Genomic DNA, 18432 nt, shown 5'->3' with positions numbered 1-18432 from the left:
CTTATTTGTGTCTTGATAGCTAATATTGGCCACACAGGGTGAGAGTTTGATCAATAGCCTGATAGCATTCAAAACCCTCTTTAATGTCGCTACTCACCTCAACAGGCTTAGCTTCTAACTGGTTAACTCGAGTGACGGATTCTTTACTTTCCAAGTTGGCAGAGTTAAGAATGTAATTACCATCATCAAAGATGTATTCAACAAAAGCACTGTAAACATTGCCACAGGCATTTAAGATACAGCTCTGATATTCCGAAACCTGACCATTCTCATCAATAGCAACACATTGAGTTTCTATATCTTGCGCACAACCGGCCCACGACAGTGGAACCATTAAGGCTAAGGACACAGCCAACAAAACTTTCTGTGATAGGCTTTTCACAATCATATATGCCTTTTCAAATAACCATCTATCTTTTCAAATAATCATAGTTATCAATTAATTATTAATGCAGTTTTAATCGCGGTCTTAGCACTTTATTAATACTGTCGCTGAGCATACGCAAGCCTGTTCGCAAGACTCCGTGCAGCGCCAACTGATGCATACGATACAAAGAGACGTACATGAGTCGAGCGATGCGTCCTTCGATCATCATGCTGCCTTTGGTCAGGCTACCCATGAGACTACCGACGGTAGAATAGCGGCTTAGGTTAACTAGCGAACCATAATCGGTGTAGACATAGTCTTTTAACTTTGTCTTTCCTGCCAGCTGCGCAACAATATTTTTATACACATGGCTGGCCATTTGGTGCGCCGACTGTGCTCGTGGTGGTACGGTTTTACCGGTATCGCCCAGTGGACAAGCACAGCAATCACCAAGCGCGAAAATGCTATCGTCAATGCTGGTTTGCAACGTCGGTTTAACCACCCACTGATTAATGCGATTGGTTTCTAGATCAGAAATTTGTGCCAACCGATCCGGCACCTTAATGCCTGCCGCCCAAACTAAAATATCGGCAGCGATGACTTGCTCATCTTTTGTTACAAATTCACCAGGGTTTGATTTAGCAACCAGAGTGTCTGTCTTAACATCGACACCCAGCTCAACCAATTCTTTATGCGCCGCTGCCGAAATACGTTCAGGCAAGGCGGGTAAAATTCGAGGCCCCGCTTCAATGAGGGTGATTTTTAATTGTTCAGATTTAAGCTCCGATAAACCATAAGCCTTCATCGTGGTAAAGGTGTTATGCAATTCGGCTGAAAGTTCAACACCGGTGGCACCACCACCAACCACTGCAATACGATAAGCGGCGTCGGCATCGGTCATAGCGTTTCGGTTCAACTTCAACAAGCCGTTCAACAGCTCTTTATGGAAACGCTCAGCCTGCGACGAGGCATCCAAAAAGATGGCGTTATCTCGCACACCAGGCGTACCAAAGTCGTTAGTAACGCTGCCCAGCGCCAGCACTAAAATATCGTAACTCATGCTGCGCTCTGGTAGCACCTCATTGCCGTGCTCATCAACCAATGGCGCTAGCGTGATTTGCTTCTGCTCACGATCAATACCATCGAGTGAGCCAATACGAAATTTAAAATGATTGTGATAGGCGTGAGCACGATAACTTAATGAGTCAATGCCCATATCCAAGCTGCCGCTGGCAACCTCATGCAATAAGGGTTTCCAAAGGTGTGTGCTGTTTCGATCTATCAGGGTGATAGTGGCTTTTTTGCGCTTGCCAAACTTTTTGCCGAGCTTAGTCGCCAGCTCCAGTCCGCCTGCACCGCCACCAATAATGACGATATCCATGAATGTCCTCTACTTGGATGATTAAAAATTTTAGATAGACAAATAATACGGCGAAACGAGCAAAGACGCATTGGCACTATAGATGTAAAAGCCGCCTCAAGCTGATTAAAAAGCATGCAAAAAGACAGACTGTGCCGTCGTTAACATTTTTTTAACCTGATTAAAGTGTGCAAGAAAATTAAAACAGTGCTCAGAGATGAGCGCTTAGATAAAAAAGTAGATCATAAAAGCAACTGCGGTGAATTAGCTTAAAAAGTGTTGCGTAAAAAATAGCCATGTCGAGTATAAAAAAGCTGAGCCTACAACTGCAGGCTCAGCAAAGGATCACATCTTCCGATTAACACCTATCGTCAGACGCTAACATCGATCATGGCATCGTCGTCTTCTAAGCCAAATTCATCAGCAACCAATGCTTGAATTTCAGCCATTTCGGTTTCGCTCAATTCTGACTCACCCGTTTCGGCCAACTTGGCTTCTATCAATTCAGATAAATAGCTGGCGACATCACTGTCTTCTGTGCCGCTTGGTGGTGGCGGTGGCGGGCCTTGCTCACCTTGCGGGCCAATTCCGGCAAGATCACCAATGTTTTTAGCATCGAAACCTGCTTCCGACATCGCTTCTTCCAAACCTGCGCCAGGTTCAATACCCGCTTCTGATAAGGCGGAAACAATTTCTTGTGCTTCGGCTTCGGTTAGTGAGTCGGCGTCGTAGTTTGACAAGACGTCGGTTAATGTTGCGGTCTGCTCATCGGTTAATGATGATGCACTGTTCGTCGTGGCGCTCGATGGTGTTGTCATCATCGATGCCATTGCTGAAGAAGAGCTGACAGAATCTACCATGGTAATTTCCTCTTTGATTCTCAGTTAAACAAACAAGCTGATCGATCACTTGTTATTAGAAGCTATTACTACGCAATCTGTATTCCAATAACATCAACCACTATTTTGCCGGCAATATTGCCTCATGCAGTTCAACGCTGATTCGATAAGGTTAAAAAACATAAGGCTGAGAATAGTGAGCTTGATCACGCCTATTGTGTAGAGATTTCGCAAAACCAATGAAAATTAAAAATAGTTTTATGACCGGCAAGAAAACTCATTTCTTTAATGGAGAAACAGTGAAGAATACAACGATAAATGTTGAAAAAAAGTGCAGAAAAAATTACACAGATATGACGTAACGTCAGTTAAAAAATCACTAAAAAAATAAAACAAAAATCGCATGAATTAAAAAGCGGCATTGTTTAGCCGCTCTAATGAAAAAATAAAAATGCTAGCCGTCTATCTATATAGAGGCCTTGAGTCATCATTCCAACTTATAGCCAACGCCATAAATAGAATGCAATAAATCTTTACCATGCATGGCATTGCTTAATTTACTGCGTAAGTTTTTAACATGACTATCAATAGTCCGCGTGCTAACAACCCGCTCATCGACATAACAAACCTTCATTAACAATTCACGTGAATGCACCACACCGGGCCGAGCCAGCAAGGTCTGCAATAAGCGAAATTCAACAGGCGTTAACTCCACTAACTGGCCGCCGACTTGGCACTGAAAGCGATCAACATTCAGCGTTACACCTTGGTATGCTAGCTCTTCTTCTTTGTGCAGACTGGCTTCCATTCGACGCATAATGGTACGCATACGCGCCACCACTTCACGCGGGGAAAACGGCTTACAAACATAGTCGTCTGCACCAAACTCCAAACCCATCAATCGATCTATTTCATCGACACGAGCCGTTAACATAATGATTGGCACAGTCGAAAACTGACGCACCTCTTTGCAAATGGTGAAGCCATCTTTATTGGGCAGCATTAAATCTAAAATAATAAATTCTGGTTCCGTTTGTTTAATCACCTCTACGGCATCTGCGCCATCACTTAATACTGAAACCTGATAGCCTTCTCGCTCCATATAGGTTTGCAATATTTCAATAATTTTAGGTTCGTCTTCGATGACCAATACTTTTAATGCGTTACTCATAAGTTTTTTCTTCTAGCTTTAATTTAACGACCACTTGCAACCCACCAAGAGTGGAAGGTGACAATCCAATTTGCCCGTGATGAGCATCAACAATATTCTTACAAATAGTTAAGCCTAAGCCCGCGCCTTCACCTCTACGTGTTCGCGATGCATCGGTTCGGTACAGAGGCTCTAACAACAGCTCACATTCATCGGCCTGAACCGACGGTGCGGAATCATCAAGCTGAATAACAATGTCTTGTTGTTCAACAAAAACCTTTAACACCACCTTACCTGGTTTATCGGTATAGGCACTGGCGTTAGTCAGTAAATTTATAAACAGCTGCTCTAGGCGTTTTTTATCGGCGCGCGTTTTTGCAACAACATCGCTGTGCAACTCGAACTGCAAGCCCTTTTCATCAAAGCGACTTTGGCACGCCATAGCTGCGGTTTGTATTGGCTCGGAGATATCGATTATTTCTAAGTTATAACGCAGGCCACCGATATCAGATAGCGACAGCTGGTAAAGATCATCAACAATATGGCGCATGCGATCGGTTTCTTGTTGCAGCGACTTAAGGCGATCCATATCGAGCGGTTTCAGACCTTCTTGCATCATCTCGATTTCGCCAGTCAAAATGGTCAGCGGCGTACGCAATTCATGAGAAATATCAGCCAACCAACGGTTTCTAGAGCTGCGATTTTTGTCCAGCGTATTGGCCAGATGATCGATATTTCGCATCATATTACCGAATTCATCTTTACGCTGATCATCAAGGCGATCGCTGTAGTTACCATCAGATAAGCGGCTGATGGCCGTCATGATGATCTGAATCGGCGTTAAAAATAACTTTGCCAACCACAGCGACAAGCCCAGCGCTAACGCGAGCGAAAACACACCAATCAACAGGCTGGTCCATAGTTGCTGACGCGAAAAGGCTTTTGCTAAATCGTAATCCAACCGAACAGGGCCGATGCTTTTTATTGAGCCCACTAGCTCGCCTTCTACCCGAATGGGCGCTTCGACTAAACCTTCAGCCCGTCGATCCAATGCCATGCCGACAATCAGCTTATCATCGACATCATAAACACTGGCTGGCGGCAGGTTTGGTGGCGGTAATGTCGTTGGTTGAATATTGATTGGTACCCTCGGTAGTTGGCGCTCGGCGCTATTTCCTGCGGGGTCGCTGAGTCTAGGGAACGGCGCTGACTGACCATTTAGAGGCTGCGGCGCTGTTCGATTAGGGTCTTGGCGATTGGGCAATTGCTGCACATTATGAGAGCGGCTGTAATTTTGAATAATTCGATCAAAACTGCGCGAGTTAATGCCTTGCCAAGAATAGTCGGCGGCAACATAAGCCTCGGCCAAATCAAGGCTGAGATTTTCTAACCGGCGTTGTTCTAGCGCCTGAAAATAGTTTAAAAACCCCTGATTAAAGCTCCAGCGCGCCAACGACAATGTCGCCAGCAAAATAATGCAGGTAAGTGCGAGGAAGGAAAAAAAAAGTTTGCGAGAGATAGCCATAAAGTGAGTATAGCGCCACTGCAACAAAGGTCACTACAGACACCGAGGCTGGGTATCGAGATTGTATAAATTACGGTAAAAATTCACACTTTAAATACAGCATGCCGCTGATAGCTACTGCAACGCATCTATCAGCGGCGATTTAGCCTAGTCGTCGGCGTCATCGTTGAGCTGGTTAAGTTGGTCACTGAACCAAATTTTTCGTTTAAAACGTGGGTTTTTCGAGGACATATCAATTTTGTATGGGTTTTTCTCTTCACGGTGCTGCACGTTTAAGATCGAGCACAGCTCTTGAGCAATCCATTTTTCGACCTTTAATACCACCATCTTTTTACGTAAGCGGCCTTGCTGGTCGCGGTTCAAAATAGTCGGCAAGGTATTGAGCGTTAAAATTTCACCTAATGCATTGCTGGCCATACGTTCGCGGCCTTCATCACTGGCGTAGAAGTGCGTTACCGCAAAAACCATACGTTCTGGTTTTAGCTGCTGTAAAAACTCACATGACTTAACTACCGTGCCGCCTGTGCGAACCATGTCGTCGAACAACACAATGCTGCAATTTTCGAGACCTTCAAAGGTATGCTCACTTTCTTTATGCAGGGTGATTTCAACCTTACGCTCGGCGGTGCGCTCTTTGTCGAGCATGATGAACTTAGCTTTGTTTAGGCCAGAGCGCTCAAACATCTCTTTAACAAAATCACGAGCGCCTTTATCCGGTGCGCAGAAAACTAAGCCTTCGCCCTGATTACCGTGATTTAAGATGTTCGAATTTAATAGATAGTGGGTGTAGATTTCGTAAGGGATGATGTTGTGGAATAAACCTTCAAAGACCTGATTAAAGATTTTTTGTACTGAGTAGGAGTGGTTATGAATGGTGAGTACTCGATCCACGCCAGACATCTTTAACAGTTGGGCGTATAGCTTGGCGGTAAAACCCTGACCATCGAATTTCTTAATGTCTTTGATATCGCGCTCAAAGTGGGTTTCGCCTAAATCTGCGTGCGGGCCTCGATCTTGTGCGCTGTAAAACAGATCTGGCTCAACCAGTACAACATGCTCGGCGCCGTTTTCTTTTGCCGTTCGAGCAATAACAAAGTTGCTCATTGCCAGTTCTTGACGCGTTTTAGTGTGGCAGCTGGTACTGACAATCACCACCACCTTACCTTCTAGCGTATTGCCGATATTGGAGAAGTCGTTCTCATCAGAGATAAATCGGGGGCAAAATTCAGAGTTGGTGAACTGCTTCATGCTGATGCGATCAGCAATGTCATCATGCTGTCCCATGGCGTATGCAACATCGATGGCAAAAGGGTTTTCGGACGAATTACTAACAACAACAATACGATCTGGAGTAAGTTCCATGGTCAGCCTTTAGGTAGCGCGAGTTTTGAAGGGGCGCTATTCTAGCGCCGCGAGCGGCAAGGGTAAATTCTTCTTTTAATGTCAGCGAAAATTTACATTTAGCAGCTTCATTTAAAGGCCGCTAGGCATTTAACCGCTGTTTTCTAGCTGGTACATTCCGCGCTCTTTTTTTATCCCTATCCATAAATGAGATATTTACTATGAAAGAGCAATTAGCGAATCCAGGTCCTCTAGGCCTAATGGGCTTTGGTATGACCACGGTTCTACTTAATATCCACAATGCAGGCTTCTTCCCTTTTAGTGCCATGGTTATGGCGATGGGCCTTTGCTATGGCGGCGCGGCGCAAGTTATTGCCGGTATTTTAGAGTTCCGTAAGGGTAACACCTTTGGTCTAACTGCCTTTACTTCTTATGGCTTCTTCTGGATTAGCCTAGTGGTATTGCTGTTTATCCCAACTTGGGGCCTTGGTGAAGCAACCTCTGCTGCCTTTATGGGTTGGTACCTAACTATGTGGGGTATCTTCACTGGCTTTATGTTCATTGGTACCTTACCAGCGAACAAAGCATTGCAGTTTATTTTTGGTAGCCTAACGCTATTGTTCGCGTTGCTTGCTATTCATAACTTCTTAGAGTCTGCCATCATTGGTTACATCGCTGGCTGGGTTGGCATCATCTGTGGTTCAAGCGCGATTTACCTAGGCATGGCTGAAGTAATCAACGAACAGCACGGTCGCACTGTTTTACCAATCGGCGCACCAAAAGCTGAATAAGATATTGCTAACTTGCCGCTGCTCTGAGCAGTCAAACTGGCTGCATTAAAAAATAAGCGCTAGCGAGTAAGTTAACCAGAAAGAGCGGCTAAGCCGCTCTTTTTTTTGTCTATAAATTAGCCAGCCAAACCTCGCTGATAAGTAAGACCAACTAAAGAATCTGATTTTTCTGCAATACCCTGTAGATTTTTTGGCTACTGCGAGAAAGCTTTTCAATATCGCCGAGCTTAGGCACTTCGCCAGCATCTAACGACTGCTGCCACCATTGCACCTCTTGCTCCAAATACTCGAGTAATTTTTTCGGGCAACCGATGCACTGACCAGAGCAGACTCGTGCCTCGTCTAACTGATCAAATGGGATATTGGTGTGAATGGTTGTGAGCAACTGCTGCATTGCGCTAGGGGTACGCGACATCATAAATCAACTCCTTATGCAGAGTCGTTCAAGCATGACCCTGCCATCGGTCGTAGTTTATCACCCCAGTTGCTTCAACGCTGCGAATGCATCCAGCGCTCTTTGCCGTGATTGCTTTAAATCAACTAATGGCTCTGGGTAATCTCGCCCGAGCTCAATATTCGCAGCTTGCAATACCTCGGCCGGAGCGCTCCAAGGCTGATGCAGATATTTTTTCGGTAAGGCGGCAAGCTCTGGACAATACTGCTTTACATAAGCACCCTCAGTATCGAATTTTTCGCCTTGTAATACCGGATTAAAAATTCGGAAGTAGGGAGCGGCGTCGGCACCGCAACCGGCCACCCACTGCCAACTGGCACTGTTACTAGCAAGATCCGCATCGACAAGCGTATCCCAAAACCATTGCGCGCCTAAGCGCCAATCCAACAATAGGTTTTTAACCAGAAACGAGGCCGTGATCATCCGTACTCGGTTATGCATATAGCCGGTTTGCCATAGCTGACGCATACCTGCATCGACAATCGGAATACCGGTTTGGCCGCGCTGCCAACGCGCTAATTGAGTGGCATTTTGCTGCCACGCAAAATGATCGAAACGGTTGTTAAAATTCTCACTCGGCAAGGTCGGAAAATAATATAGAAGGTAATAGCTAAACTCGCGCCAACCCAGTTCCGTTAAATAACTGGCAATGTCTGCCCGATCAAAGCCAGCAAAATTATCGTGCAGCTGATACCAAACCCGATTCGGTGAGATTTCACCAAAGTGCAAATGCGGCGACAAAAAACTCGTGCCTTCAAGTGACGGCACATCTCGCGCAATTTTATAACGCTCGGCGGGGCCTGCTACAAAATCGTCTAAACGTTGATGCGCGCCCTTTTCACCCGGTTGCCAATGCTCGGCAATCGCGTGGTGCCAGCCAATGTCATCGATCAAATCAAGCTTATCAACATCGAGGCTGTCGGCCTGCGTCAGCGCTAGGCAATTAATGGTTTCTGGCTGCGCTATCGGTTGACGAGGCGGCGGCGCATTCAAGCAGCCCTTTTTGAAATAAGGCGTGAACACACGGTAAGGACTACCGTCGCGTTTAAGTACCGTGTGCGGTTCCCACAATAAACTGCCGTTAAAGCTTTTAACTCGAAGCGTTGTCGATAGCTCGGCCTTTATGTCGCGGTCGCGCTGCATTTGCCAAGGTTCATAACCGCGGTTCCAAACCAACTGATCACAACCAAACTCGTCGATTAACTGAGCCAATAGGGTTTTGGCGCTGCCCGCTCGAATCACTAAGCGATGACCAAGTGATTGATTTAGGCTGGTTAGCGACTGCTGCAACCACCAACGGCTAGCGCCGCCTAACTGATATTCGTCGGGAGTATCGGTATCGAAAATAAAAACAGGCAATACATCACCGGCTTGGCAGGCGAAATGTAAGGCAGGGTTATCGTCCAGTCTCAAATCGTTGCGAAACCAAACCAGTGTTTTGTGCGTCATGAGCTTAACTACTTAGCCTGTATTAGCTTGAACAATGTTAATTTGCGTTATTGTTATTTGGGTTATATAGAGCTTTAACCCTAGCAAAGGATTCAATGATTAAAAGCTATACGCTGTAAACAGTGGTTAGGATCAATAGCTACAAAACTGCGCGATGCAGCGATGCTCGGCAGTGATAAAAACAGGCAAGTAACGGCTTGCTAGAGTTATTCGGCGTACAGCAGCTGTGAATCCTGATTAAGGCTGGTAAACAGCAGCTTATCTTTGGCTAACTTATCGACTCGTTTGGTTTCTTCTTCGAGAATAATGATTCGCTTTCTTAAGACTTCCACTTCCTCACTAGAAAGTGCCATGCCCCGCGCCGTGGGCAAGTTATTAATACTGGTATTTTTGGTTACCAAATAATTATCCACCAGCTCCCAAACACCGTCGATAGAAAACTCAACCGGCGGCATCAGATCAACTTCACCCTGTTGATTCAGTTGATAAACCTGCACACTCAAACTCTTGATAAAGACTCCATCCTGCAAAAACTTAGTGGTCGAGGACACATTAACCCTTTCCATCAATCGGTACTCGCTTGCAGCCTGATTGAATTCTTTTGGCAAAATCAAAACCATATTTTGCATCCACTCACGCGAAGTTAAGGTGCGCGAAAGCTCCTGACTAAAAAACCAATAAGCCGATAACAAAGCGCTACAAGTAATACTCAATAGCAATAACGCTATGGTTAGTTTTATTTTCATTGTTGTTGTTTTCACTTATCCATGTCTGAAATGAAGGTTAAACAGTATCAAATAGAACAGCTATTCGACTGTCCATCCAATCGAGGCAATAACCTCATGGTGACGTTCATATTGGCATTGGCTTTATCAAATAACAGGTTGATGTTGATCCGACCATCTTGATCACCGGTAATAATGACCTGTTCAGGTGATGGCTGACCAGGCTCTGGATTACCATACCGATCCAAACAACTACTCACTATGCCTGACCAATCCTGATTCGCCGAACTGCCATTATAGGTCTTAATCGGCACGCCCTCTAAATCACTGACGGTAATAAAGCCCGGCTGTTGATTATAAAACCAGCCAACCAATAGCGCAGAAAAAATAACCACCACAAAAGCCGCAGCAATACTGGGCCATACGGTAAACAACAGGATGCGCTTATTTTTTTTCGCCTCGACGGCTGACGCGGCTTGCTGATCTGAAAGGCGATCCGTATTTGGCTGTACTGTTAATGCTTTTAAAGTACTTTGAGTATCTAAAGTGCTTTGAGCATCTAAAGTATCTGATGCGTCGGTTAAGCTATTTGATGTGTCGGTTAAGCTATTTGATGTGTCGGTGAATGAGCCTAGCGCATCGTTTTGCAACTGCGGTGTTGTCGCCACTTTGGCAACATCTGTTCGCACGCCTCTATCCAAAGCTGGCTCCGGCTCGACCTGGGCAATAAAGCGATAGCCCTGTTTAGGTAAGGTAACAATATAGTTCGGTGATTTAGCCGAGTCGTTTAATAGCTTGCGTAAATTAAAAATCGCTTGAGTTAAGCTGGAATCATCAACCTGAAACCCTTGATCGAGCCAAACGCGCTGTTGAATCATTTGTCGAGTGAGTAATTCATTCTCATTCTGGCAAAAAAACGCCAGTAATCGGCTTTCATTATTACCGATGCTTAATTCTGCACCATTCTTGGTTAAATCTTTTAAACTGTTGCTGCGTGAATCAAATAAAAAATTATCAAAAAGTCTAAACCGATAGTCACTAGCCATTTTTTTTACTCCTCTTGTTCACCCTGCACCCACTGCAACAATAATCCTAACTGGTGCCTTGAAATAGCAGATTCAAGGTAACGACTAATGAGTTAAGGGTAGGTTAAGGCTTCAGCCTGTCACCTTAAATGTTGACGTTATTTACCAAAAAATATTTTTTAATATTGTTTTATTGGTTATTTGAATCGCCGTGCCCCATCTTATTAGTCATCGAGAGGCAACGGCTGACGTGCTCTTAGGGCAACCCTTAGATGGTTTTAATCCTCTAACGGTCTGTTTTAAAGCTTAAGAGTAACGCACAAATTGAATCTCTCTTTAAATCACAGTGAAACCATAAAATTGATAAGAGGTACAAACCATGAATACTAAAACTTTACTTACTGCCGCTACTCTTTCTGCTTCTTTGCTTTTCAGCACTGCTGCTTTTGCAAACTTCGAAGCTGCAACCGATAGCGAAGTCATCTACACAGACGCGTTCTCATCAGAATCTGCAGCCTATAACGCTGGCTTTGCCGTCATCGACCAACTCAGCGATGCATCACAAAGCGAACTACGTACTGAACTACACGCCTATGGTGCCGATATTCGTGACCTAAACGTAGAAAACACAACGGTTCATGTTCAAAAATTTGCAACCGCACCGGACAACATTCAGTACCGTGCCGTGATTGACGTTGATTACAGCTTCCAAGAACGTCAAGACAACAATGACTAATGAGTCTCGCGCTTAATATTTGCGCTTAGCCGCAAAGAATAGCCAGCCCGCTTTATGCGGGCTTTTTTATCTCCGCTCAACAATTAAATCCTGCCCAACCCAACCCGACCGACTATTTAACAAATAGCCGTGTTTAGGTTTATTGACAAACATTCACCGAGCAAGCAATACCGCTTTGCATAAATCTCACTTACTTGCGCGCAATAACAGGTTAAAATAGCCCACTTATAAGAACTATCAGGATGACACCAATGCCACAGTACCGTTCCAAAACCTCTACCGCTGGTCGTAATATGGCGGGTGCTCGCTCGTTATGGCGCGCCACCGGCATGAAAGATGAAGATTTCCAAAAGCCAATTATTGCGGTTGTGAACAGCTTTACCCAATTTGTGCCCGGCCATGTGCATTTAAAAGACATGGGCCAATTGGTTGCACGCGAAATTGAAGCAGCTGGCGGTGTTGCCAAAGAATTTAACACCATCGCGGTGGACGATGGTATAGCCATGGGTCACGACGGCATGCTTTATTCGCTGCCTTCTCGGGAAATCATTGCCGACTCTGTCGAATATATGGTCAATGCTCACTGTGCCGATGCCATGGTGTGTATTTCTAACTGCGATAAAATCACACCCGGAATGCTGATGGCGGCAATGCGCCTTAACATTCCAGCGGTGTTTGTTTCTGGCGGACCGATGGAAGCCGGTAAAACCAAGCTATCTGAGCATAAACTCGACTTAGTAGATGCCATGGTGATTGCCGCTGACGACAACGCCAGTGATGAAGAAGTCGCCGAATACGAACGCAGCGCCTGCCCAACCTGTGGTTCTTGCTCTGGCATGTTTACCGCTAACTCAATGAACTGCTTAACCGAAGCCATTGGTTTGTCACTACCGGGTAACGGCAGCCTATTGGCCACTCACGCTGATCGTAAAGAGTTGTTCCTAGAAGCCGGTCGACTCATCGTTAAAAACGCCAAGCGCTATTACGAGCAAGAAGATGAATCAGTATTGCCACGCAATATTGGCTCGTTCAAAGCTTTCGAAAACGCCATGACACTCGATATCGCCATGGGCGGCTCAACCAACACCATTTTGCACCTGTTGGCAATCGCACAAGAAGCCGAAGTCGACTACAACATGGACCATATGGATCAACTCTCTCGTAAGGTGCCTCAGCTTTGTAAGGTTGCGCCTAATTCACCGAAATACCATATGGAAGACGTGCACCGCGCCGGCGGCATTTTTGGTCTTTTGGCAGAGCTTGATCGCGCGGGCCTGTTACATTCTGACGTGCCAACGGTACACGCCAAAACCATGAAAGAGGCCATTGCAAAGTGGGACATCATGACCACCAATGATCCGGCCGTGAACGAGATGTACAAAGCTGGCCCTGCCGGCATTCCAACACAAACTGCCTTTAGTCAGGCGACTCGTTGGCCTACGCTCGATGGCGACCGTACCGATGGTTGTATTCGCTCATTAGAAAACGCCTACTCCAAAGAAGGCGGCCTAGCGGTATTAAAAGGCAACATTGCCGAAGACGGCTGCGTTGTGAAAACCGCCGGTGTTGACGAAAGCATTTTAAAATTCACTGGTCGTGCGCGTATTTTTGAAAGCCAAGACGATTCGGTTAACGCTATTTTGGCCGATCAAATCGAAGCTGGCGATATCGTCATTATTCGCTACGAAGGCCCGAAAGGTGGTCCGGGTATGCAAGAAATGCTTTACCCAACCAGCTATTTAAAATCGAAAGGCTTAGGCAAGGCTTGCGCCCTACTTACCGATGGTCGTTTTTCTGGCGGTACCAGTGGTTTATCGATTGGTCATTGTTCTCCAGAAGCCGCCGCTGGCGGTGCGATTGGCCTTATTGAAGAAGGCGATTCAGTGATTATCGATATTCCAAATCGTTCAATTAATGTCGACCTGACTACCGAGCAGCTCGCCGAGCGTCGCGCAGCGATGGAAGCAAAAGGCAGCGCTGCTTGGAAGCCTGTCGAGCAACGCAAGCGTAAAGTGACTACGGCGCTAAAAGCCTATGCATTGCTCGCCACCAGCGCCGATAAAGGCGCGGTACGCAACAAAGCGATGCTAGAAGAATAATCCGAACGCCGCTTAAGCGTTAAACAACAAGCCACCTACGGGTGGCTTTTTTGTGCCTGCCATATGACCAAAGCGCTTAACTAAGCGATGCAATGAACCACTCTTTAGTCGCTCTCTCAATACCCCCAAAAAAAATGGGATTTTTTATACAAACAATATTGAGTATGATTCTCATTACCAAATAAAGTAATGGGCATAACAATGACAAAACAAGACGATCCAAGACAACAAAGTCCAGAACAAAGCCTTGAGCCACAGCCCTTTATTACCAGTAAAGCGCTGCTGAACGAACAGAAAGAGGTGTTAATCATCCATAACGACTCTGTTTATCGGCTGCAAGAAACCAGCAGCGGTAAGTTGATCCTTACTAAGTAATAGCCTGCTAGACAGCGGCTATCGAAGCTAATTTAGCATCACAATCTGTAACGTACCAAGGCAAACAGATTTATCGTAAAAATCACCAAAACGAAAGCAACAACTCCAGCCAGCCAAAAAAACCAGCCAGCCAGAGTTAATTTTTATCGGGTCATTTATACCCGTTTTGAATTAAACATTAACCTGAGTAGGCATTATGAAAAAGACACTTCCACTGCTAATTGCAGCCTCACTTTTCGCTGAGCTACAAGCACAAGACTCCACAGAAACATTAATCGTTACCGGAAAATCTTCCGCGACTGAGCAAAGCTTTGCTGGCACCGTTGATATTGTAACGGCTAATGATATCGCGCAAAGCGGCGCAACAAATTTACTAGAAGCCATTGCTACCCTGCCTGGTGTGAGTGCAACCCGAACCGGCTCTGGCCGTTCAGGGATTCAAATTCGCGGTATGGAAACCAACCATACTCTGATTCTTGTCGACGGGCGCAGGCTGAGCGATACCGACACCAACATTGCTTTTTCTGACTATCAACTCAGCTGGGTTCCGGTTGAAGCCATCGAGCGCATCGAAGTCATTCGCGGCCCTGTTTCTAACCTTTATGGCTCCTCCGCTTTGGGTGGTGTCATTAACATCATTACTAAAAAGAGCTCAGGCACTTGGTCTGGTTCTGTGACCGCAGAAAGCCGAATCAGTAATTCTCAAGGCGACGGCGGCGATGAAAACGCACTGGCTATAAACGCCTATGGACCATTAAGCAGCTTTGGTGAACTCGCCGTAAGTGCAGAACGACGCAGTAGCGATGCTTTTGAAGCCAACTTTGATGACACTGGCGCATCTTCCAGCGTTCAAGGCAAAGAAATTACCAATTTCAGTGCTGATCTGGGCATTTATCTGAATGAATCAACGACACTGACGCTCACCGGCATTATCGGCCAAGAAGAGCGCAGTACTTATCCGAATGAACTTTATTATGATATCGACCGCCACCAAGCAGGCGTCAGTTTAGAAAGCTACCTTGCTGGCTTCGATATCACAGCTCAGGCTTACCAAGCAGCCTCCGAAAACTATTTGGTATCTTACGATTACAGTCATGACATTACCGAAAACGTCGCCACGCTGGATATAGTCGGCAGCCCATTTAATGCGCACCAAATTGCTAGCGGCATCGAGTTCGCATCGGAGCAATATGTTAAAGATTACACCGCCGCAACAAGCACCGACTTCAGCGATGAATTCAGTGCCGCCTCTGCCTTCATTCAGGATGCTTACAGCCTTAACGATGAGCTGACATTTACCGTCGGTAGCCGCTTTGACTACAACCAACGATTCGGCTCCGAGATCAGCCCGAAAGCCTATGTTAATTGGCAAATCAACGACCAGTTTTATATAAAAGGTGGCTACGGCCAAGGCTTTAAAGCACCATCGATCAGCGAGGCCTCTAGCGATTATGTCTTTTACGGTTATGGTTATACCGTCATTGGTAATAGCGACCTAGAAGCAGAGACCAGCCAAACCTTTGAACTCAGCGCAGCTTACAATCATGCAGGTTTATCCAGCAGCATCACTGTGTTTAATAACGATGTTGAAAATCTGATTAACACCGCAGTGACAACCGGCACGACTTACCAATACCAGAACGTAAAAGATGCGCGCATCACCGGTATCGAAACCGAGGCCAGCTATGAATTTTTTGAAGGTCTATCGAGTAGCCTAAATTACACCTACCTCGATCATGAAGATAAGGCCACAGGTAATGAATTAACCAACCGTTCAAATCATCAAGCCAGTGCCTCGGTAAACTATCGCTTGCCTGTTATTGATGTGAACAGCCAACTTGCGGCAACCTATTCGAGCAAACAATATGTTGATGATGACAACACCAGTGAGCGAGCGGCATCAACAGTGATTGACCTTACCTTCAATAAACAGTTTGGTGATCACCTTTCTACCCGTGTTGGTGTTTACAACCTACTCGACAGTCTGGCTGCGTCAGAAGATGAAGATGGTAACGCCTATACCGAAACAGGCCGGCTATTTGGTTTTAGCTTAACGGCTAACCTATAAAGGATAAAACTCGAACACGAGTTAATAACTTAAACGCCCACTCAATAAACATATGTAGTGGGCAAACCTACAATCACCTATTGAGGCGACTATGGCAGCTAAAAACAACACAACTGAGTTACAGGCTTTGTTTGATCAAGCCCCAGCAAACAACGATCTGTTTGATCGCTTTAAGGCACTGCAAGAACAACAGCCAAGCCTACGAAGACGAGACCAAGCGACAGCACTAAACGTCAGCGAAGCTGAACTAATTGACTCAAAATGTGACCTTTTAAGTCTGCGCCTAAATACAAACTTTGCCGAACAAATTAACCAGATGCCAAGCCTTGGCTACGTTATGACACTGACCCGTAACGATCATTGCGTACACGAAAAGAAAGGTGTTTATCAAAACGTTTCGGTCAATAGTCCGCACATGGGTTTGGTTATTTCTGATGATCGAAAAATAGATCTGCGCATTATGTTAAGTCGTTGGGCTTATGGCTTTGCTGTACAAGAATGGACAGCCAAAGGGCTGCGTTACAGCCTGCAATATTTTGATGCCACAGGCAGCGCGATTGAGAAAATATTTTTACAGAGCGAAGAAAAAATCGACGCCTACACTGACTTTGTAAAACAGTTCTTGGCCGATGACCAAACAGCGCCTCTGTCATTAGTAAGCCAGTTAGAAAAAACGGAACACATTGCCGACGAGAAAATCGATGTCGCGACATTGAGCCAAGACTGGCAAGGCATGCGCGATGTGCATCAGCTTTTTGGCATTTTAAAACGCCATAACATCAGCCGCGAACAAGCCTTTCACGCTGTCGGTGAGCCTTGGGCATTACCAGTAAACCCAGAAAAGCTGGAGCACTTTTTAACCAGTGCAGCCGAACAAGAAACGCCTATTATGTGCTTTGTCGGCAACAGCGGCATCATTCAAATTCACAGCGGCGCAGTCTCTAACATTAAAATTGTTGGTGACTGGCTAAATGTTTTAGACCCTGAATTTAATCTACACCTGCTGCATAAAAATGTCGCCAGCGCTTGGCTAGTTAGAAAGCCAACTGTCGATGGCAACATCACTTCATTAGAATTATTCAGCGCAGAAAGTGAGCAAATTGCTCAGTTCAATGGCGTTCGCCAAGAAGGCAACACAGAAAACCTGCAATGGCGAGCTCTGGCCGAAAGCCTATTAACTGAGGAGACACTGGCATGACATTTTTTTCGTTAAAAATCTCAACCACCAAACTACTCAGTTCTGTTTTAGTTTGCGTTGCTATGGTGACTTCACCACTGTTTGCAGAAGCGCCAAAACGGATTGTCTCTGCCGATGGCTCGCTGACCGAAATAATTTTTGCACTGGGTGAACAACACCGATTAGTCGGTGTTGATACCACATCAACTTACCCACAACAGGCTAGCGAATTACCGCAAATTGGTTATAAGCGAAACCTATCTGCCGAAGGTATGCTGTCGCTATTACCTGATGTCATTGTGGCAACACAGGATTCTGGCCCAGAAAGAGTAATCAACCAGCTGCAAGCGGCAGGCGTCAACATTCAAACCTACAGCGAACAACCCAGCCTTGATGCCGTGAAAGAAAAAATTCTCGGCATCGCTGAGTTATTAGAAAAACCAAAGCAAGGACAAGCGTTGTGGCAGCAAGTTGAACAGCAAGTCGCTGAAGCTGAGAAAATTTCGAGCAACATCGAAAAGCCAGTTCGCGTTATGTTTGTGTTGTCGTTAGGTGATCGCTCGCCATTGGTTGCAGGCCGCAACAGCAGCCCAGATACAATGATTCAACTGGCTGGCGCTAACAATGCCGTGACCGAATTTGAAGGCTATAAACCGATGCCGGTCGAAGCCATTATCAAAGCGCAACCCGATGTCATTTTAATGATGGACCGAGCCGGTCACAGCACTAACGCTACTGAACTGTTCGCGCTACCGGGATTTTCGGCAACACCTGCGGCAGAACAACAGCGGCTTATTTTGATCGACGGTTTAAAACTGCTTGGCTTTGGCCCACGCATTGGCGAAGCCATCAGTGAACTGACTCAACAGCTGTACTCTGGCTCTTAATTTTTATTTTTTGCTTTTTTCTTTTTGTTATAAAGAAAAAACCACTGACCGATAACTGTTTACA

17 protein-coding genes are annotated in these 18432 nt (G+C 45.6%); 7 read left to right on the top strand and 10 right to left on the bottom strand.

The window, feature by feature from the left end; genetic code table 11:
* Positions 1–19 precede the first annotated feature (19 nt).
* From FME95_RS10945 to FME95_RS10920, 6 genes are all read right to left on the bottom strand, one after another.
* Entirely contained in the window at positions 20–382 is a 363-nt protein-coding gene (locus tag FME95_RS10945; protein ID WP_147714527.1) for a hypothetical protein, read from the bottom strand.
* A 64-nt stretch (positions 383–446) separates the two neighbouring features.
* Positions 447–1748, bottom strand: a complete 1302-nt coding sequence (locus FME95_RS10940) for an NAD(P)/FAD-dependent oxidoreductase (protein WP_147714526.1) — start codon at positions 1746–1748, stop codon at positions 447–449.
* A 350-nt stretch (positions 1749–2098) separates the two neighbouring features.
* Positions 2099–2587: a hypothetical protein gene (locus FME95_RS10935; protein WP_147714525.1), complete on the bottom strand. Its 489-nt coding sequence runs from the start codon at positions 2585–2587 to the stop codon at positions 2099–2101.
* A gap of 466 nt (positions 2588–3053) precedes the next feature.
* Positions 3054–3737, bottom strand: a complete 684-nt coding sequence (locus FME95_RS10930) for a response regulator (RefSeq protein WP_147714524.1) — start codon at positions 3735–3737, stop codon at positions 3054–3056.
* Positions 3730–5241, bottom strand: a complete 1512-nt coding sequence (locus FME95_RS10925) for an ATP-binding protein (RefSeq protein ID WP_147714523.1) — start codon at positions 5239–5241, stop codon at positions 3730–3732. The genes FME95_RS10930 and FME95_RS10925 overlap by 8 nt, the downstream gene beginning before the upstream one ends.
* A gap of 147 nt (positions 5242–5388) precedes the next feature.
* Entirely contained in the window at positions 5389–6603 is a 1215-nt protein-coding gene (locus tag FME95_RS10920) for a phosphoribosyltransferase family protein (protein ID WP_147714522.1), read from the bottom strand.
* 200 nt (positions 6604–6803) lie between these two features.
* On the opposite strand from FME95_RS10920, the gene FME95_RS10915 reads away from it, so the two are divergent.
* Complete coding sequence (locus tag FME95_RS10915) at positions 6804–7373, top strand: acetate uptake transporter (protein WP_147714521.1); 570 nt, start codon at positions 6804–6806, stop codon at positions 7371–7373.
* Positions 7374–7524: 151 nt separating this feature from the next.
* Here the strand turns inward: FME95_RS10915 and FME95_RS10910 are convergent, their stop codons facing one another.
* From FME95_RS10910 to FME95_RS10895, 4 genes are all read right to left on the bottom strand, one after another.
* Positions 7525–7791: a hypothetical protein gene (locus FME95_RS10910; RefSeq protein ID WP_246109366.1), complete on the bottom strand. Its 267-nt coding sequence runs from the start codon at positions 7789–7791 to the stop codon at positions 7525–7527.
* A gap of 57 nt (positions 7792–7848) precedes the next feature.
* Complete coding sequence (locus FME95_RS10905) at positions 7849–9276, bottom strand: cryptochrome/photolyase family protein (protein ID WP_147714520.1); 1428 nt, start codon at positions 9274–9276, stop codon at positions 7849–7851.
* 206 nt (positions 9277–9482) lie between these two features.
* Positions 9483–10022 (bottom strand): regulatory protein ToxS, encoded by a 540-nt coding sequence (locus FME95_RS10900; protein ID WP_147714519.1) that lies wholly within the window; start codon positions 10020–10022, stop codon positions 9483–9485.
* A 47-nt stretch (positions 10023–10069) separates the two neighbouring features.
* Entirely contained in the window at positions 10070–11047 is a 978-nt protein-coding gene (locus tag FME95_RS10895) for a transcriptional regulator (protein ID WP_147714518.1), read from the bottom strand.
* A 358-nt stretch (positions 11048–11405) separates the two neighbouring features.
* Between FME95_RS10895 and FME95_RS10890 the strand changes: the two genes are divergently transcribed.
* The 6 genes from FME95_RS10890 (at position 11406) to FME95_RS10865 (ending at position 18368) form a co-directional block, all read left to right on the top strand.
* On the top strand, positions 11406–11762 hold the full coding sequence (locus tag FME95_RS10890; protein ID WP_147714517.1) for a DUF3316 domain-containing protein: 357 nt from the start codon (positions 11406–11408) through the stop codon (positions 11760–11762).
* A gap of 251 nt (positions 11763–12013) precedes the next feature.
* Entirely contained in the window at positions 12014–13861 is a 1848-nt protein-coding gene (gene ilvD / locus FME95_RS10885; protein WP_147714789.1) for a dihydroxy-acid dehydratase, read from the top strand.
* A 201-nt stretch (positions 13862–14062) separates the two neighbouring features.
* On the top strand, positions 14063–14236 hold the full coding sequence (gene hemP / locus FME95_RS10880) for a hemin uptake protein HemP (protein WP_187265512.1): 174 nt from the start codon (positions 14063–14065) through the stop codon (positions 14234–14236).
* Between the two features lie 196 nt (positions 14237–14432).
* Entirely contained in the window at positions 14433–16304 is a 1872-nt protein-coding gene (locus tag FME95_RS10875) for a TonB-dependent receptor plug domain-containing protein (RefSeq protein WP_147714515.1), read from the top strand.
* A gap of 91 nt (positions 16305–16395) precedes the next feature.
* Entirely contained in the window at positions 16396–17502 is a 1107-nt protein-coding gene (locus FME95_RS10870) for a hemin-degrading factor (RefSeq protein ID WP_147714514.1), read from the top strand.
* Positions 17499–18368: a heme/hemin ABC transporter substrate-binding protein gene (locus FME95_RS10865; RefSeq protein ID WP_246109365.1), complete on the top strand. Its 870-nt coding sequence runs from the start codon at positions 17499–17501 to the stop codon at positions 18366–18368. The genes FME95_RS10870 and FME95_RS10865 overlap by 4 nt, the downstream gene beginning before the upstream one ends.
* The last annotated feature ends 64 nt before the right edge of the window (positions 18369–18432 follow it).

Origin of the sequence: Reinekea thalattae, assembly GCF_008041945.1 — a bacterium.
Lineage (GTDB): Bacteria > Pseudomonadota > Gammaproteobacteria > Pseudomonadales > Natronospirillaceae > Reinekea > Reinekea thalattae.
Note: the sequence above shows the minus strand (reverse complement) of the source record. Positions and strands in the feature narration are given on the sequence as shown.

Bases quoted from the DNA above. Each gene is read 5' to 3' on its own strand.
- FME95_RS10940 (WP_147714526.1), bottom strand. From the start codon at position 1,748: ATGGATATCGTCATTATTGGTGGCGGTGCAGGCGGACTGGAGCTGGCG.
- FME95_RS10935 (WP_147714525.1), bottom strand. From the start codon at position 2,587: ATGGTAGATTCTGTCAGCTCTTCTTCAGCAATGGCATCGATGATGACA.
- FME95_RS10930 (WP_147714524.1), bottom strand. From the start codon at position 3,737: ATGAGTAACGCATTAAAAGTATTGGTCATCGAAGACGAACCTAAAATT.
- FME95_RS10925 (WP_147714523.1), bottom strand. From the start codon at position 5,241: ATGGCTATCTCTCGCAAACTTTTTTTTTCCTTCCTCGCACTTACCTGC.
- FME95_RS10920 (WP_147714522.1), bottom strand. From the start codon at position 6,603: ATGGAACTTACTCCAGATCGTATTGTTGTTGTTAGTAATTCGTCCGAA.
- FME95_RS10915 (WP_147714521.1), top strand. From the start codon at position 6,804: ATGAAAGAGCAATTAGCGAATCCAGGTCCTCTAGGCCTAATGGGCTTT.
- FME95_RS10910 (WP_246109366.1), bottom strand. From the start codon at position 7,791: ATGATGTCGCGTACCCCTAGCGCAATGCAGCAGTTGCTCACAACCATT.
- FME95_RS10905 (WP_147714520.1), bottom strand. From the start codon at position 9,276: ATGACGCACAAAACACTGGTTTGGTTTCGCAACGATTTGAGACTGGAC.
- FME95_RS10900 (WP_147714519.1), bottom strand. From the start codon at position 10,022: ATGAAAATAAAACTAACCATAGCGTTATTGCTATTGAGTATTACTTGT.
- FME95_RS10895 (WP_147714518.1), bottom strand. From the start codon at position 11,047: ATGGCTAGTGACTATCGGTTTAGACTTTTTGATAATTTTTTATTTGAT.
- FME95_RS10890 (WP_147714517.1), top strand. From the start codon at position 11,406: ATGAATACTAAAACTTTACTTACTGCCGCTACTCTTTCTGCTTCTTTG.
- ilvD (WP_147714789.1), top strand. From the start codon at position 12,014: ATGCCACAGTACCGTTCCAAAACCTCTACCGCTGGTCGTAATATGGCG.
- hemP (WP_187265512.1), top strand. From the start codon at position 14,063: ATGACAAAACAAGACGATCCAAGACAACAAAGTCCAGAACAAAGCCTT.
- FME95_RS10875 (WP_147714515.1), top strand. From the start codon at position 14,433: ATGAAAAAGACACTTCCACTGCTAATTGCAGCCTCACTTTTCGCTGAG.
- FME95_RS10870 (WP_147714514.1), top strand. From the start codon at position 16,396: ATGGCAGCTAAAAACAACACAACTGAGTTACAGGCTTTGTTTGATCAA.
- FME95_RS10865 (WP_246109365.1), top strand. From the start codon at position 17,499: ATGACATTTTTTTCGTTAAAAATCTCAACCACCAAACTACTCAGTTCT.